Raw genomic sequence first — 12,801 nt, forward strand, 5'->3', positions numbered from 1 at the left:
ACCGTCGAGGGGGACCGGTTCGAGTCGTTCGACCAATGGACCCGCGAGCCCCGGGCGGAGATCGCACTCGGCGGGGCGGCGGAGGCGGAGCTCGCGGTGACCGCCGCCCGGCGCCCGGTTCGTCGCGGCCGCCGAGGCCCTGGTCGTGGGCGACCCTCGGGACCCGGACACGCAGACCGGCCCGCTCGCCTCGGAGACCCACTGGCGCACGGTCTTGGCGATCCGTCCGTAGCCGGCCCCTCTGTCCGGTGTGGCACGGTGTGACACGATGTGGTACGGCTCACCCGTTCATCCTCCGCTGGTCCTGTTCGTCCGGTTCGTGAGATCCTTGGGCGGACGTCGCACGCGAGTCGGAGGTGTCCATGCTGCGGGTGCTCGGGGCCGCGCTCCTCGTGGTGCTGGCGTTCACGCTGGCCGGGGCGCTGTACCAGGTGCTGGCGTGGGCCGTCGCGGTCGGTGCGCTCGTGTTCGCCGGGGTCGTCGTGTGGTCGTTGTCGACCCGGGACGGCGAGGGCCGCGTCCGGCGCTGATCGGGAGCCGGGCTGCCGGCGTCACGACCGTCACATTCCGGCGGAACGCGCCGGGTCCGGCCGGCGTTGAAGCGGACATGACGACCTCCACCGGCTCGCGCTCCTCCGCGGGGCGGCGGGCCGCGCTCGTGACCCTGGCCCGCGTGATCGTGCAGAGCCGCAAGCCGGGTTCGCCCGGCCTCGGCGACCGCGCACGCGCACTGCCCCGCATGGTGACCGGCGCCCTCAGCGGGCGCTCCGGCGTGCTGACCCGCGGCCGGCTCGGCCTGCTGGTCCTGGCGATCGCCTACCTCGTGTCGCCCGTCGACCTCGTGCCCGAGGCGCTGACCTCGGTGTTCGGCCTGGTCGACGACGGCGTCGTGGCCCTCTGGCTCGGCGGCGCGCTGCTCGTCGAGACCCAGCGCTTCCTCGACTGGGAGCGCGACGGCCGCCCGCAGGTGGTCGACGGCGAGCTGGTCGGGTAGCGCCAGACCCCGCGCCCTCAGAACAGGCCGTGCCGCGCGCCCACGTCGAGGGCGAGCGTGGCGCCGTGCAGGGCGGCGGCCTGCGGGGCGAGCAGGGTCGCGACGGCCCAGCCGACCTCGTCCGGCGTGACGAGCCGGCCCAGGGGCGACTCGGCGGCCCGCTCGGCCAGGACCTCCTCGACGGTGGTCCCGCGACGCTCGGCGGCCTGCGCGGCCAGCCCGCGCAGCCGCGGGGTGTCGGCGGGTCCGGGCGCCACGAGGTGCGCGGTGACCCCGCGGGGCCCGTACGCGGTGGCGAGCTGCCGCACGAGGTTGGCCAGGGCGGCGTTGACCACGCCCGCGGCGCAGGCGTAGGGCGCGGGCTCGCTGCCGAAGTGCCCGCCGAGGGCGACGATCCGCGAGCCCTCGCCGAGCTCCGCGTCGACGGCGCGCACCAGGCGGAGCAGCCCGCCCACCTTCAGGGCGACGACCTGCCCGAGCGCGTCCGGGTCGATCGTCTCCAGCGGCCCGGTCGCCGGCAGCCCCACGGCCTGCACGACCATCCGCACCGGCCGCCCGCCGACGGCCGCCGCGATCGCGGCCGCGCCCGCGTCCGTGCCGACGTCGGCGGCGTGCCCCGTGACGCCCGGCCCGTCCGGCGGGGCCTTCCGCGCTACCGCGAGGACCTCGACGCCCGCCGCGGCGAGCCGCGCCGTGATCGCCGACCCCAGCGCGCCCGACGCACCGACCACCACGGCCAGCCCGGTCATGACCGGATCCCCGCCTGCATCGGCAGGCCGAGCGCGGCCCGGGCGACGGCGCACGCGTCCTCGGGGACGAGGAGGTCCGGCTGCACCGCGCGCAGACCGGCGGCGCGGGCACCCGCGACGTTCCACGGCATGTCATCGACGAACACGATCTCCTCGGCCGCCAGGCCCAGCCGGCCGACGGCGATGGCAGAGGCCCGCGGGTCCGGCTCAGGCATCCCCGTGACCGAGGCGACGACCCCGCCGACGTCGAGCAGGAGGGCCGTCATTCAGTGCTCCGGTTCGTGGGAGACGATCGCCGCGGGCAGGACGACGGTGGACAGCAGGCCGCAGGCGGCGCACCAGCCCAGGAAGTTGCGGTCCGCGCCGGACCAGAACTCCTGGACGAAGCTCGCCGGATCCTCCAGCGACGCCCCGCAGCCCGGACAGAAGCTCATGACGCCCAGGCCGGCACCGGGTCGCCGAACAGCTCGAAGATCTCGTCCTTGATGGGGGAGTAGCGGATCGAGCTCTCCCGGGTCCAGAGCTGCCGGAACTCCACCGCGGAGCCGAACTTGTCCTTCTCCATCGGCAGGTCGATGACGTCGTGGGGCTCGCGGTAGGTGCACAACGGGTCCAGCCCCTGCGCCACCCGGTCCATCTGCTCGGCGTACAGCTTGCGCAGCATGATCACGCCCATGTCCGACCTGCCGAGGTGCTCCTTCGAGCGGTCCGAGATCCGGCCCTGGGTGATCCAGGCGACGATGTCCTGCCCGTCGACGTAGTCCCGCAGCCACTCGCCGCGGTCGTCCTTCAACGGCACCTCGTACACGGGGATCTCCGGCTGCGGCGGCGCCCCGCCCTCGGGCCGGTAGGTCTGGTACCAGACGTGCCAGGTGTTCTCGTCGTCGATCGGCACGCGGATCTGGAAGGTCGCCAGCCCCGCCGCGCCCACGCGCAGCATGTGCGGGAAGACGAGCGGGTGCCCGACCTTCCAGTCCTCGTCCTCCTCGGTGTGGCCCTCCAGCACCCGGCGCTTGAGGATCCCGTGCTCGAAGACCTCGAAGGCGACCTTGATGTGCTTCTTGGTGACGACCGGCAGTGCGGTGCCGCCGTCGAGCTCGCGCAGGAACGAGCCGTACCGGCCGTGCAGCCACTCGACGTGGTACGGGTCGACCGAGTTCTCCATGATCTGCACGAAGTTGCAGGGGAGCTCGGCGTGCCCGATGTCGCGCCAGGCGTCCTCCCAGACGAAGAGGTCGTAGCGCGGGAGCTCGGGCGCCGGGGCGGGCCCGAGGTAGGCGAAGATCAGCCCGCCCAGCTCCTGCACCGGGTAGGCCGTGGCGCGGATGCGCTCGGCGAAGGTCGAGCCGGCGGGCTCGCCGGGCTGCTCCAGGCACTGTCCGGACTCGTCGAACCGCCAGCCGTGGTACCCGCACCGTAGCCCGACGTCCTCGGTGCAGCCCAGCCACAGCGCCGCCCGGCGGTGCGGGCACTGCTCGGCCAGCAGTCCCACCGTGCCGGTGCCGTCCCGGTACAGCACCAGGTCCTCGCCGAGCAGCCGCCGCTTCACGGGGACGCGGCCGGCCATGTCGTGCGTTGCCACCGGCCACCAGTAGCGGCGCAGCAACTCACCCATGGGCGTGCCCGGCCCGACCTGGGTCAGCCGCCGGTTCTTCTCCGCACTGAGCATGGCCGCACGGTAGGTCCGCTGGTCAGGGCGACGACAGGGCCGCGTTCGCTTCCCCGGAACGGAGCAGCGCGTTCGCCACACCCGAACGCCCTGCTTGTGGCTGCATGTGGCGGCTGTCACGGTCAGCCCAACCCCGAACCGATCGAGGAGTCACCGAGATGGCCAACGTCGTCCCCCTCGACGAGTACACCGGCGAGTGGTACCCGGGCTTCCGGCCGGAGTTCCTGGCGTCGCCGTTCATCGTCGACGGCACCGGGCCGTTCACCAAGGACGACGAGGACAAGTTCTGGTTCCTCGACTTCCACTGGTCCCGCGGCCTCACCCCGCTCGCGGCCTTCACCTGGGGTCAGGACGGGTACTGCTGGGGCACCCAGCACGCCGCCGAGGGACTCCCGCTCCCGCCCGGCCGCGGCGTCACCAGCCGGTTCGCCGGCACCCACCTCTACGGCTCCGCGATCCCCGAGACCGACCCGCGCGAGATCGGCGCCCGCGCCAACCGGCTCGGCACCACCCTGCCCCGCTTCCTGCAGAACTACCAGCAGACCTGGGCCGCCGGGCGCGACGAGCTCGAGGCCACCTGGGCGTACTTCCACGGCCTGGACCTCGCCCAGGTCCCGACCGCCGAGCTCCCCGGCCTGCTGGACCAGGCCCGCCGCTACCACAAGCGGTCGATGGAGATCCACTTCGACGTCATGTACCCGCTGCTGGTCAACTTCCTCGGCTTCTACGGTGCCTGCGCCGAGATGGGGATCGACACCGCGGACATCGGCAAGTTCCTCCAGGGCGAGGACACCAAGATCATGGAGACCGACCGCGGGCTCGCGGAGCTGGCCGTGAAGGCCAAGCGCGCCGGGCTCCGCCAGGTCTTCGAGGACAACGAGGGCAGCGCCATCCGCGCCGCCCTGTCCGCGCACGGCGGCTCCGCGAGCCAGTGGCTCACCGACTTCGACGACTTCCTGCAGGTCTACGGGCACCGCCAGGAGGCCACCTGCGACGTCGGCGTCCCCAGCTGGATCGAGGACAACACGATCCCGCTGGACATGATCCGCAGCTTCGTCCTCAAGGAGACCGACCACGACTTCGAGGCCGCCGCGCGCAACGCCGTCGAGGAGCGGGAGGCCGCGATCGAGGCCGCCCGGTCCGGGCTGACCAGGGAGGAGCAGGCGGTGTTCGACGCCGGCCTGCGGTCCAACCAGGAGGCGAACTTCCCCTGGTGGCAGGACGACCACAACTACTACATCGACCTCAAGGTCATGATCCCGCTGCGCCGGGTCACCCAGGAGCTGGCCGCGCGCGTCGGGGCCGACGACCGCAACGACCTGCTCCACCTGTTCTGGCCGGAGCTGCGCGCGGTCGCCGAGGGCCGGGCGTACCACGGCGAGCTCAAGAGCCTGGTCGCCGACCGGCGGCAGTACTTCGACCACTGGGGCGCGCTGCGCGGGCAGATGCCGAAGGTGCTCGGCACCGTGCCCGAGACCGTCGAGGACCCGGTGCTGATCGAGATCTTCGGGCTCAACCCGGCGTCGATCCGCGCCATGCAGAACCCCGACGCCGCGGCCGAGACCACGCTGACCGGCGTCGCCGCCGCGAAGGGCATCGCCACCGGGCCCGCCCGGGTGCTGCAGTCCAGCGACGACATGCACCGGCTGGAGCCCGGCTCGATCCTGGTGTGCGAGTCCACCTCGCCGAGCTGGACGCCGGCCTTCGGCAAGATCGCCGGCGCGGTCTGCGACGGCGGTGGCATGCTCAGCCACGCCGCGATCGTCGGGCGGGAGTACGGCGTGCCCACCGTGACCGCGGTCGGCGTCGCGACCGTGGCCATCGCCGACGGCGACCAGATCGAGGTCGACGGCACCAACGGCAAGGTCACCATCCTCAAGCGGGCGTCGGAGATCGCGGACGCCGCGGCCGACGGGGAGGCCGCCGGATGACGGGGGTCCTGGTGGAACCGCAGGAGGAGGTCGTGGGCACCTGCAGCGAGTCGATCGTGTGGATCGACCAGGTCGACACCGCCGACGCCGTGGCCGCGGCGGGGTCCAAGATCGGCCGGCTCACGGAGCTGCACCGGGCCGGGGTCACCGTCCCGCAGGGCTTCGCGGTCACGGTCGACGCGTACCTGCGCCACTGTGCGGAGTCCGGGCTCGACGCCCGGATCGAGGCCGCGCTGAAGGATCTCGGGCCGACGCCGTCGGAGGCGGAGGTGGCGGCGGCGTCGGCCCGGATCCGCGCGCTGGTCGAGGAGACGCCGATGTCCCCGGCGCTCGAGGCGGAGATCACCGAGGCCTACGAGGACCTGTGCCTGCGGGCGGTCGACGTCAACGTGCCGACGGCCGTGCGGTCGTCGGCCACGGGGGAGGACGCCGCCGACGCGAGCTTCGCCGGCATCTTCGACACCTACCTCGGCGTCTCCGGCCCGGACCGGGTGCTCACGGCGGTCCGCGCCTGCTGGGGGTCGCTGTTCACCGGCCGCGCGCTCGCCTACCGGCTGCGCAAGGGCATCAGCCACCACGCCATGCCGATCGCGGTCGGGGTGATCGAGCTCGTGCACGCCCGCGCGTCGGGCGTCGCCTTCTCGGTGCACCCCGTCACCGGCAAGCCGGACCGGATCGTCGTCGAGACGTCCTGGGGCTGGGGCGAGGCGATCGTGCAGGGCCTGGTCGACCCGGACCACGTCGAGATCGGCAAGGCCGACGGCCGGGTGCTGAGGTACGACGTGGCGCACAAGGCGGTCGTGTCGGCCTTCGACTTCGCCGCGGGCAGGGTCACGGAGATCGAGATGCCGGCCAAGCTCGCCGACCGGCAGGTGCTCGACGAGGAGCAGATCGGCGCGATCGTCGAGGCCGTCACGGCCATCGAGGAGCACTACGGCTACCCCGTCGACGTCGAGTGGGTGATCGACCGGCACCGCCGCGCCGGCGACCCGATCACCATCGTCCAGTCCCGGCCGGTCACGGTGACCGCGCAGCAGACCGCCCCGGCCGCCTACGACCCGGTGGCGCTGGCGCAGAAGTTCGTGTTCAGCGGCAAGCCGATCCCCGGGAGGTAGCGACCCCGCCGCCGTAGGGTGCGGACCATGCGCGCGATCGTCTGCGAGACGCCCGGCGGGCCCGAGGCCCTGACCCTGCAGGACATCCCGACGCCCGAGCCCGGACCCGGTGAGGTCCGGATCCGGGTGGAGGCCGCCGGGGTCAACCCGATCGACTGGAAGACCCGGTCGGGCCTGGGCCCGTGGAAGTCGTTCGGCGGGAAGCCGTTCGTCGTGGGCTGGGACGTGGCGGGGGTCGTCGACGCCCTGGGGCCCGACACCGACCTCGACGAGCGCGGGTTCCAGGTCGGCGACTCCGTGCTCGGGATGGCCCGCTTCCCGAGCCCCGACGGCGCCTACGCCGAGTACGTGACCGCGCCCGCCGGGCACTTCCGGCCGCGCCCGGCGGACCTGTCGGTGGTCGAGGCGGCCGCGCTGCCGCTCGCCGGGATGACGGCGTGGCAGAGCCTCGTCGACGTCGGGCACCTCGAGGCGGGGCAGCGCGTGCTGATCCACGCCGCGGCCGGCGGTGTCGGGCATCTCGCCGTGCAGATCGCGAAGGCCCGCGGGGCGCACGTGATCGGCACGGCCTCGGCCGCGAAGCACGACCTGCTGCGCGAGCTGGGCTGCGACCAGGTCGTCGACTACCGGTCGGAGCGGTTCGAGGAGGTCGTCGAGCCCGTCGACCTGGTCTACGACCTCATCGGCGGCGAGACGGCCGTGCGGTCCTTCGGCCTGGTCAAGCCCTCCGGCATGCTCATCTGCCTGCCGACGGTCGCGGTCGAGGCCGCGGTGAGGGCGGCCGAGGAGCACGGGGTGAAGGCCTCCGGCGCCTACGTCCGCGCCGGCGGATCCGGGCTCTCCGAGCTGCTCGAGCTCCACGCGGACGGCCGGCTGCGCGTGCGGGTGGCCGAGACCTTCCCGCTCGAGCGCGCCGCCGACGCCCATCGGCTGGGCGAGCAGGGCCGCACCACCGGGAAGATCGTCCTCACGGTGTAGGACCCGCGGGGCCGTGTCGATCGCTCGGGCCGCGGGGCCGTGTCGATCGCTCAGGCCGCGGGGCCGGTGTGGTCGCGCAGCAGGGAGTCCAGGATGTCCTCGGCCTCCGCGGCCGCCGCGGCGGCGTCGCCCGCCCGGATCGCCGCCAGCAGCCCGGTGTGGCTCTCGCAGCGGCCGCCGGCCACCGTCGTCGCGACGCTGGCGTGCACCACCTCGGTCAGCCCGCGGTAGAGCTCGGCCAGCACCGCGTTGTGGGCGCAGCGCAGCACGAGCTGGTGGAACGCGAGATCGGCCCGGGTGAAGGCGGCGAGGTCCGCGGCCCGCTCGGCCTCCTCGCAGGCCGACATCGCCGCCTCCAGCTCGGCCAGATCCGCCGCGGTGCGGTGCCGCGCGGCGAGCCGCGCGCCCTCGGCCTCCAGCAGCCGGCGCACCTGCAGCACCTCGCGCAGCTCGGTCCCGGCGAGCCGGCGGATCGCTCCCGAGATCTCGCTCGTCGCGCGCACGAACGTGCCGTCGCCCTGCCGGACCTCGAGCAGCCCGGCGTGCGCGAGCGCGCGCACCGCCTCGCGGACGGTGTTGCGCCCGACCCCCAGCGCCTCGGCCAGCTCGGCCTCCGGCGGGAGCCGCGTGCCGACCGGCCACTCGCCCGCGGCCACGGCCGCGCGGATCTGTTCGATCACTTGGTCGACGAGGCCGGCACGCCGGGTGGTGGCCAAGGGCACAGGCGCCATCCTTTCATCCGAACATGGGATGTCTGACAGAGTAGTCGCCATGGCAGTCGGGGAGCCGGGACGCGCCGAGGCGTCTCCTGATCTCGGTGCGCGCCCGCGCGTCGAGCACCACCGGGTCGCGGACGGGCAGGCGCTCGAGATCGCCGGGGAGGCCGCCGCGGAGGAGCGTCTGACGCCCGCCCGCTTCGGTCCGTTGAGCGGAACCCTGCTGCTGGCCGTCGGCGTGGTGCTGGCGGCGGTGAACCTGCGTGCGGCGGTGACCAGCGCGTCGTCGCTGCTCGGCGACGTCCGCACGGGGCTCGGGGCCTCGGCGGCCTGGACCAGCCTGCTCACCACCGCGCCCACGCTGTGCTTCGCGGTGGCGGGCCTGGCCGCACCGGCGCTGGCCCGGCGGGTCGGCCTGGCGCGGGCGATCGGGGTGGCGCTGGCGGTGCTCGGCGCCGGGCTCGTCGTGCGGGTGCTGGGCGGCGCGGGCCTGATGCTGGGCGGGACGTTCGTGGCCTGCGCCGGGATCGCGGTGGCCAACGTGCTGGTCCCGGTCGTGGTCAAGGAGTCCTTCGCCCACCGCGTCGGGCTCATGACCGGTCTCTACACGGCGGCGCTGCAGGGCAGCGGCGCGCTCGGCTCCGCGCTGACCCCGGCGGTGGAGGGCCCGGCGGGCGGCTGGCGCGGCGCGCTCGTCCTCTGGGCGGCGCTCGCGCTGGTGGCGCTGGTCGTGTGGGCCGTGGGGGCGCGGCACCGGCCGGCCGCGGAGGTCGCCCACGGCGCCCGGCGCGCGTCGTGGGGCCGGCTGCTGCGCAGCCCGGTGGCCTGGTCGGTGACGGCGTTCATGGGGCTGCAGTCCTTCATGGCCTACGTCGTGATGGGCTGGCTGCCGCAGATCTACCTGGGCGCGGGCCTGTCCAAGGGGACGGCGGGGGTGATGCTCAGCATCGCCACGCTCGTCGCCGTCCCCTTCAGCCTGATGGTGCCGGCGTTCGCCGCCCGGCGGCGGAGCCAGTCCGGCTGGAACGCCGGGCTGACCCTGCTCGCGATCGCCGGGGCGCTCGGGCTGATGCTCGCGCCGGCCGCGGTGCCGTGGCTGTGGGCGGTACTGCTCGGCACCGGGATGACCGTGTTCGCGATGGCGATGACCGTGATCACGCTCCGGGCGGGCGACGCCGCGACGGCGGCCGGGCTGTCCGCCATGGCCCAGGGCTTCGGCTACCTCCTCGCCTCGACCGGCCCGATGCTCGTCGGGCTGCTCCACGAGGCGACCGGCGGCTGGACCGTCTCGCTGGCCGTGCTGCTGGTGGCCCTGGTCGCGCAGCTGGTCGCGGGGGTGCTCGCCGGGCGGCCGCGCACGGTCTGAGCCCCGGTCACCCGAGGCGGTGCGAGACCACCGCCGCGGCCTCGACGACGGCGGCCCGCAATCGCCGCAGGACGTCCGGCGCCGCCCGGTCGGTCGGCGCGGCGACGGAGAGGGCGGCGATGACGACGTCGGCGCGGTCGCGGACCGGCGCGCCCACCGACATGACCCCGATCCGGCTCTCCTCCCGGTTCTCCGCCCAGCCCCGCTCGGCGACCTCCCGCAGCCGCGCACGCAGCACGGCCGGGTCGACGATCGAGCGCGGCGTGGCCCGGTGCGGCCGCCAGGCTTCCAGCCTCGTCGCCAGCTCCGCCTCCGGCAGGGCCGCGAGCAGCACCTTGCCGGTGCTCGTCGTGGTGGCGGGCAGCCGGGTACCGACCCGGGAGAAGATCCGCACGGTGTGCGGGCTCTCCAGCCGGTCGATGTAGACCGACTCCAGTCCGTCGAGCACCGCGAGCTGGACGGTCTCGCCGGTCGTCGCGCGCAGGGCGGCCATGACCGGCAGCGCGGCCTCGTGCAGGTCCAGCGCGGCGCCCACCGCGGAGCCGAGGTCGAACAGCGCCAGCCCGAGCCGGTAGCGGCCGGTCGGGACGCGGTCGAGCAGGCGCTCCTCGGTCAGCGTGCCGAGGATCCGGTGCACCGACGACGTCGAGAGGTCCAGGCGGCGCGCCAGCTCGGAGACCCCCAGCTCGCGGTCGTGCCGGGAGAACTCCTTGAGCAGCCGGGCGGCGTTGCGCACCGAGCTGAGCCCCTTCTCCGACCGGCTCCTTCCCTCCATGCGGGAAGGATTCCTTGTCCGCCGTGACCGGCGCCACCTACCGTTCGCGCACCCCGAACCCGCAGGAGGTGCCGTGCTCACCGCCGAGCAGAACGACGAGCTGACCCAGGTCGAACCCGGGACCCGGATGGGCGAGGTCCTCCGCCGCTACTGGTACCCGGTCGCGTTCACGCGCGAGCTGGAGGAGTTCCCGGTCAAGCGGGTGGAGCTGCTGGGGGAGTTCTTCGCGCTGTGGCGCTCGCCCTCGGGCCGGTACGGGATCGTCCCCGAGCCCTGCCCGCACCGGAAGGCGTCGATGGCCTACGGCGTGGTGGAGGCGAACGGGCTGCGCTGCCCGTACCACGGCTGGGTCTTCGACACCGACGGCGCGTGCACCGAGCAGCCGGCGGAGAAGGACAACACGAACTTCCAGGAGCGGGTGCGGGCCACGGCCGGGCGCGTGGAGGAGCTGGGCGGGCTGGTCTGGGCCTACGTCGGGCCGGCCCCCGCGCCGGAGCTGCCGCGCTTCGACACGTACGTCATGGAGGGCTTCCGGGACATCGGCTGGGCCGACCTGCCGTGCAACTACGTGCAGATCATGGAGAACGCGGTCGACCCGCACCACGTCGAGTTCCTGCACGGGCGGTACTTCGAGTTCGTCGGGCGGCACGAGGGCTTCACCGCGCCCGCCTCGTTCGGCAAGGAGCACGTCCGCATCGGGTTCGACGCCTTCGAGTGGGGGATCATCAAGCGCCGCGTGCTCAAGGGCGCCACCGAGGAGAACGACGACTGGAAGGTCGGCCACCCGCTCGTCTTCCCGTACAACATGCGCGTGGGCGGCGGCGGGATCCACCAGATGCAGATCCGGGTGCCGATCAACCGCACGACCACCCGGTTCATGCTCTACACGGTGCACGCGCCCGACGGCTACGAGCACGTGGAGCAGCCGCAGGTCCCGGACTACGAGATCCCGGTGTTCGACGACCGCGGCCGGCACGTCACGAACTACGTCGAGGGCCAGGACATCATGGCCTGGGTGACGCAGGGCGCGATCACCGACCGCACCACCGAGCACCTCGGCCGCAGCGACATCGGGGTGGCCATGCTCCGCCGGATGTTCCGCGAGCAGATGGACGTCGTGGAGCGCGGCGAGGACCCGCTCGGCACCATCCGGGAGCAGCACGACCGGATCGACCTGCCCTGTGAGAAGGACAAGTTCCACGCGGGCGGCGCGCAGTTCGCGCTGGACTTCTGCGACATGGGGTCGACCCGCTTCTCCCCGGTGCTCGACACGATCAAGAAGATCCACATCTCGGCGGCCGACAAGATCGCCGCGGAGAGGGCCGGGTGACCGTGGCGCCGGGGCTGCCCGGCGGGGCGCGGGAGGACCGCCGCTTCCGCCCCGACGCCGAGGCCCACCGCCGTGACGCCCCGCGCTTCTGTCCGCGGTGCGCCGCCGCCCTCGGGCTGGCGACGGAGTTCTGGGAGGCCGAGGAGCGGCGGTTCTACTGCTGGTGCTCCGGGTGCGGCTGGGCCGGTGAGATCACGCCGGGCGAGGGCGGAGTGCGCGGGCACGAGCCCGAGCACTGACCAGCACTGACCCAGCACTGACCAGCACTGACGGGAACGGGCTTCACGTCCGCCCGACGGCGGCGGTCAGGACGGGGAGGTAGCCGCGGGCGTACCCGGCGGCCGTGGGGTGGTAGGCGCCCGGGCCGCCGGGCGCGACGATCCACGGGGTGGCGCTGCACAGCCCGTGTCCGGCGAACGCGGGCCGGACGTCGACGAACGTCGCCCCGAACCGCTGCGCGGTCTCGGCGATCCGGTCGTTCAGCACGTCCGCGCCGGCGTCGATGCGTGCGCTGCGGACCGGGTTCAGCGGGCAGCCGGGACCGTCGCCGAACAGCCGCGGGTAGCCGAGGACCACGACGCGGGCGGAGGGGGCGCGCACGTGCACGGTGCCGAGCACCACCGCGAGCGCGGAGGGCAGGACGTAGCGGGCCACCCGCTCGCCGGCCCGGACGGCCTGGTCGCAGCCGGCGTCGTCGGGTGCCGTGGTGCAGCGGGCGAGGACGGGGGCGAACCCGGTGTCGTTGCCGCCCACGGTGATCGTGACGAGGTCGGTGTCCTTCGTGACGGCGGAGACCTGGTCGCGCAGCACCCCGGCGGTGGTCGCGCCGCTGCACGCCACCGTCGTGAACGACGCCGGGCCGGTCTCCGCGGCGTACCGGGCCGGGTAGGAGGCGGTGCTGCGGGCGCACGCGCCGCTCGTGCCGTCCGGCGTGGCGCCGACCCCAGCGGCGTAGGAGTCGCCGAGCGCGACGTAGTCGACCGGTTCGGCCGCCGAGGCGACCTGCGCGCCGGTGAGCGTCGCGGCCAGGGCCAGGACGAGCGGGACCAGCGTTCGGCGGAGCCCGAGCGGGAAGCGGCGCACCCTCTTATGTAGCCATCGCGTCGTTCCGGCGGACAACCGCCGTCCGGGTCCGGGAGATCGTCGGTACCGCCACGCACGGTGGCGTCCCGGACAGA

Annotated in this window: 15 protein-coding genes and 1 pseudogene; 9 read left to right on the forward strand and 7 right to left on the reverse strand. The window is 74.1% G+C overall.

The features are described 5' to 3' along the window. Window positions 1-124 precede the first annotated feature (124 nt). The 3 genes and pseudogenes from PKE99_RS38970 to PKE99_RS07295 all read left to right on the forward strand — a co-directional run. Window positions 125-232, forward strand: a pseudogene (locus tag PKE99_RS38970) (hypothetical protein); the annotation flags it as partial. A 130-nt stretch (window positions 233-362) separates the two neighbouring features. Further along, entirely contained in the window at window positions 363-530 is a 168-nt protein-coding gene (locus PKE99_RS07290) for a hypothetical protein (RefSeq protein WP_156067113.1), read from the forward strand. Window positions 531-607: 77 nt separating this feature from the next. Then, window positions 608-994, forward strand: coding sequence for a YkvA family protein (locus PKE99_RS07295; protein WP_051736750.1), 387 nt, complete (start codon window positions 608-610; stop codon window positions 992-994). A 17-nt stretch (window positions 995-1,011) separates the two neighbouring features. Here the strand turns inward: PKE99_RS07295 and PKE99_RS07300 are convergent, their stop codons facing one another. The 4 genes from PKE99_RS07300 to PKE99_RS07315 are packed head-to-tail and all read right to left on the reverse strand — an operon-like array spanning window position 1,012 to window position 3,412. Further along, on the reverse strand, window positions 1,012-1,743 hold the full coding sequence (locus PKE99_RS07300) for an SDR family oxidoreductase (protein WP_037040711.1): 732 nt from the start codon (window positions 1,741-1,743) through the stop codon (window positions 1,012-1,014). Then, the gene (locus tag PKE99_RS07305; protein WP_051736751.1) at window positions 1,740-2,009 is read right to left on the reverse strand and encodes an HAD-IA family hydrolase; all 270 of its coding nucleotides are present in this window, start codon (window positions 2,007-2,009) and stop codon (window positions 1,740-1,742) included. The genes PKE99_RS07300 and PKE99_RS07305 overlap by 4 nt, the downstream gene beginning before the upstream one ends. Next, window positions 2,010-2,177: a hypothetical protein gene (locus PKE99_RS07310; protein ID WP_156067116.1), complete on the reverse strand. Its 168-nt coding sequence runs from the start codon at window positions 2,175-2,177 to the stop codon at window positions 2,010-2,012. Further along, on the reverse strand, window positions 2,174-3,412 hold the full coding sequence (locus PKE99_RS07315; RefSeq protein WP_037040712.1) for an aromatic ring-hydroxylating oxygenase subunit alpha: 1,239 nt from the start codon (window positions 3,410-3,412) through the stop codon (window positions 2,174-2,176). Before PKE99_RS07315 ends, PKE99_RS07310 begins: the two co-directional genes overlap by 4 nt. 158 nt (window positions 3,413-3,570) lie before the next feature. On the opposite strand from PKE99_RS07315, the gene PKE99_RS07320 reads away from it, so the two are divergent. From PKE99_RS07320 to PKE99_RS07330, 3 genes are read left to right on the forward strand one after another with little or no spacing between them, the layout of a single operon-like run. Then, window positions 3,571-5,343 (forward strand): PEP-utilizing enzyme, encoded by a 1,773-nt coding sequence (locus PKE99_RS07320; protein WP_037040714.1) that lies wholly within the window; start codon window positions 3,571-3,573, stop codon window positions 5,341-5,343. Continuing rightward, window positions 5,340-6,458 carry a PEP/pyruvate-binding domain-containing protein gene (locus tag PKE99_RS07325; protein ID WP_037040715.1) on the forward strand — a complete coding sequence of 373 codons (1,119 nt, stop codon included), beginning with the start codon at window positions 5,340-5,342 and terminating at the stop codon, window positions 6,456-6,458. Before PKE99_RS07320 ends, PKE99_RS07325 begins: the two co-directional genes overlap by 4 nt. Window positions 6,459-6,485: 27 nt before the next feature. Beyond that, window positions 6,486-7,436 (forward strand): NADP-dependent oxidoreductase, encoded by a 951-nt coding sequence (locus PKE99_RS07330; protein WP_037041530.1) that lies wholly within the window; start codon window positions 6,486-6,488, stop codon window positions 7,434-7,436. Window positions 7,437-7,486: 50 nt separating this feature from the next. On the opposite strand, the gene PKE99_RS07335 is transcribed toward PKE99_RS07330, so the two are convergent. Next, the gene (locus PKE99_RS07335; protein ID WP_037040716.1) at window positions 7,487-8,158 is read right to left on the reverse strand and encodes a FadR/GntR family transcriptional regulator; all 672 of its coding nucleotides are present in this window, start codon (window positions 8,156-8,158) and stop codon (window positions 7,487-7,489) included. A 49-nt stretch (window positions 8,159-8,207) separates the two neighbouring features. On the opposite strand from PKE99_RS07335, the gene PKE99_RS07340 reads away from it, so the two are divergent. Then, a complete protein-coding gene (locus tag PKE99_RS07340; RefSeq protein WP_081923745.1) occupies window positions 8,208-9,518 on the forward strand; it encodes an MFS transporter in 1,311 nt (436 codons plus the stop codon). A gap of 7 nt (window positions 9,519-9,525) precedes the next feature. Here PKE99_RS07340 and PKE99_RS07345 read toward each other — a convergent pair whose 3' ends face one another. After that, a complete protein-coding gene (locus PKE99_RS07345) occupies window positions 9,526-10,293 on the reverse strand; it encodes an IclR family transcriptional regulator (RefSeq protein ID WP_051736752.1) in 768 nt (255 codons plus the stop codon). Between the two features lie 73 nt (window positions 10,294-10,366). Here PKE99_RS07345 and PKE99_RS07350 point away from each other — a divergent pair, with 73 nt between their 5' ends. Both PKE99_RS07350 and PKE99_RS07355 read left to right on the forward strand, forming a co-directional pair. Continuing rightward, window positions 10,367-11,623, forward strand: coding sequence for a Rieske 2Fe-2S domain-containing protein (locus PKE99_RS07350; protein WP_037040719.1), 1,257 nt, complete (start codon window positions 10,367-10,369; stop codon window positions 11,621-11,623). Next, window positions 11,620-11,862 (forward strand): hypothetical protein, encoded by a 243-nt coding sequence (locus PKE99_RS07355; protein WP_051736753.1) that lies wholly within the window; start codon window positions 11,620-11,622, stop codon window positions 11,860-11,862. Before PKE99_RS07350 ends, PKE99_RS07355 begins: the two co-directional genes overlap by 4 nt. A gap of 43 nt (window positions 11,863-11,905) precedes the next feature. Here the strand turns inward: PKE99_RS07355 and PKE99_RS07360 are convergent, their stop codons facing one another. Further along, on the reverse strand, window positions 11,906-12,706 hold the full coding sequence (locus PKE99_RS07360) for an SGNH/GDSL hydrolase family protein (RefSeq protein WP_051736754.1): 801 nt from the start codon (window positions 12,704-12,706) through the stop codon (window positions 11,906-11,908). Window positions 12,707-12,801: the final 95 nt, after the last annotated feature.

Origin of the sequence: Pseudonocardia halophobica (assembly GCF_027922425.1) — a bacterium.
GTDB classification, from domain to species: Bacteria; Actinomycetota; Actinomycetes; order Mycobacteriales; family Pseudonocardiaceae; genus Pseudonocardia; species Pseudonocardia halophobica.

What these genes read in the sequence shown, in the direction of transcription:
- PKE99_RS07300 (WP_037040711.1), bottom strand. Translation starts at nt 1,743, where the DNA reads ATGACCGGGCTGGCCGTGGTGGTCGGTGCGTCGGGCGCGCTGGGGTCG.
- PKE99_RS07330 (WP_037041530.1), top strand. Translation starts at nt 6,486, where the DNA reads ATGCGCGCGATCGTCTGCGAGACGCCCGGCGGGCCCGAGGCCCTGACC.
- PKE99_RS07325 (WP_037040715.1), top strand. Translation starts at nt 5,340, where the DNA reads ATGACGGGGGTCCTGGTGGAACCGCAGGAGGAGGTCGTGGGCACCTGC.
- PKE99_RS07320 (WP_037040714.1), top strand. Translation starts at nt 3,571, where the DNA reads ATGGCCAACGTCGTCCCCCTCGACGAGTACACCGGCGAGTGGTACCCG.
- PKE99_RS07345 (WP_051736752.1), bottom strand. Translation starts at nt 10,293, where the DNA reads ATGGAGGGAAGGAGCCGGTCGGAGAAGGGGCTCAGCTCGGTGCGCAAC.
- PKE99_RS07290 (WP_156067113.1), top strand. Translation starts at nt 363, where the DNA reads ATGCTGCGGGTGCTCGGGGCCGCGCTCCTCGTGGTGCTGGCGTTCACG.
- PKE99_RS07315 (WP_037040712.1), bottom strand. Translation starts at nt 3,412, where the DNA reads ATGCTCAGTGCGGAGAAGAACCGGCGGCTGACCCAGGTCGGGCCGGGC.
- PKE99_RS07305 (WP_051736751.1), bottom strand. Translation starts at nt 2,009, where the DNA reads ATGACGGCCCTCCTGCTCGACGTCGGCGGGGTCGTCGCCTCGGTCACG.
- PKE99_RS07310 (WP_156067116.1), bottom strand. Translation starts at nt 2,177, where the DNA reads ATGAGCTTCTGTCCGGGCTGCGGGGCGTCGCTGGAGGATCCGGCGAGC.
- PKE99_RS07295 (WP_051736750.1), top strand. Translation starts at nt 608, where the DNA reads ATGACGACCTCCACCGGCTCGCGCTCCTCCGCGGGGCGGCGGGCCGCG.
- PKE99_RS07340 (WP_081923745.1), top strand. Translation starts at nt 8,208, where the DNA reads ATGGCAGTCGGGGAGCCGGGACGCGCCGAGGCGTCTCCTGATCTCGGT.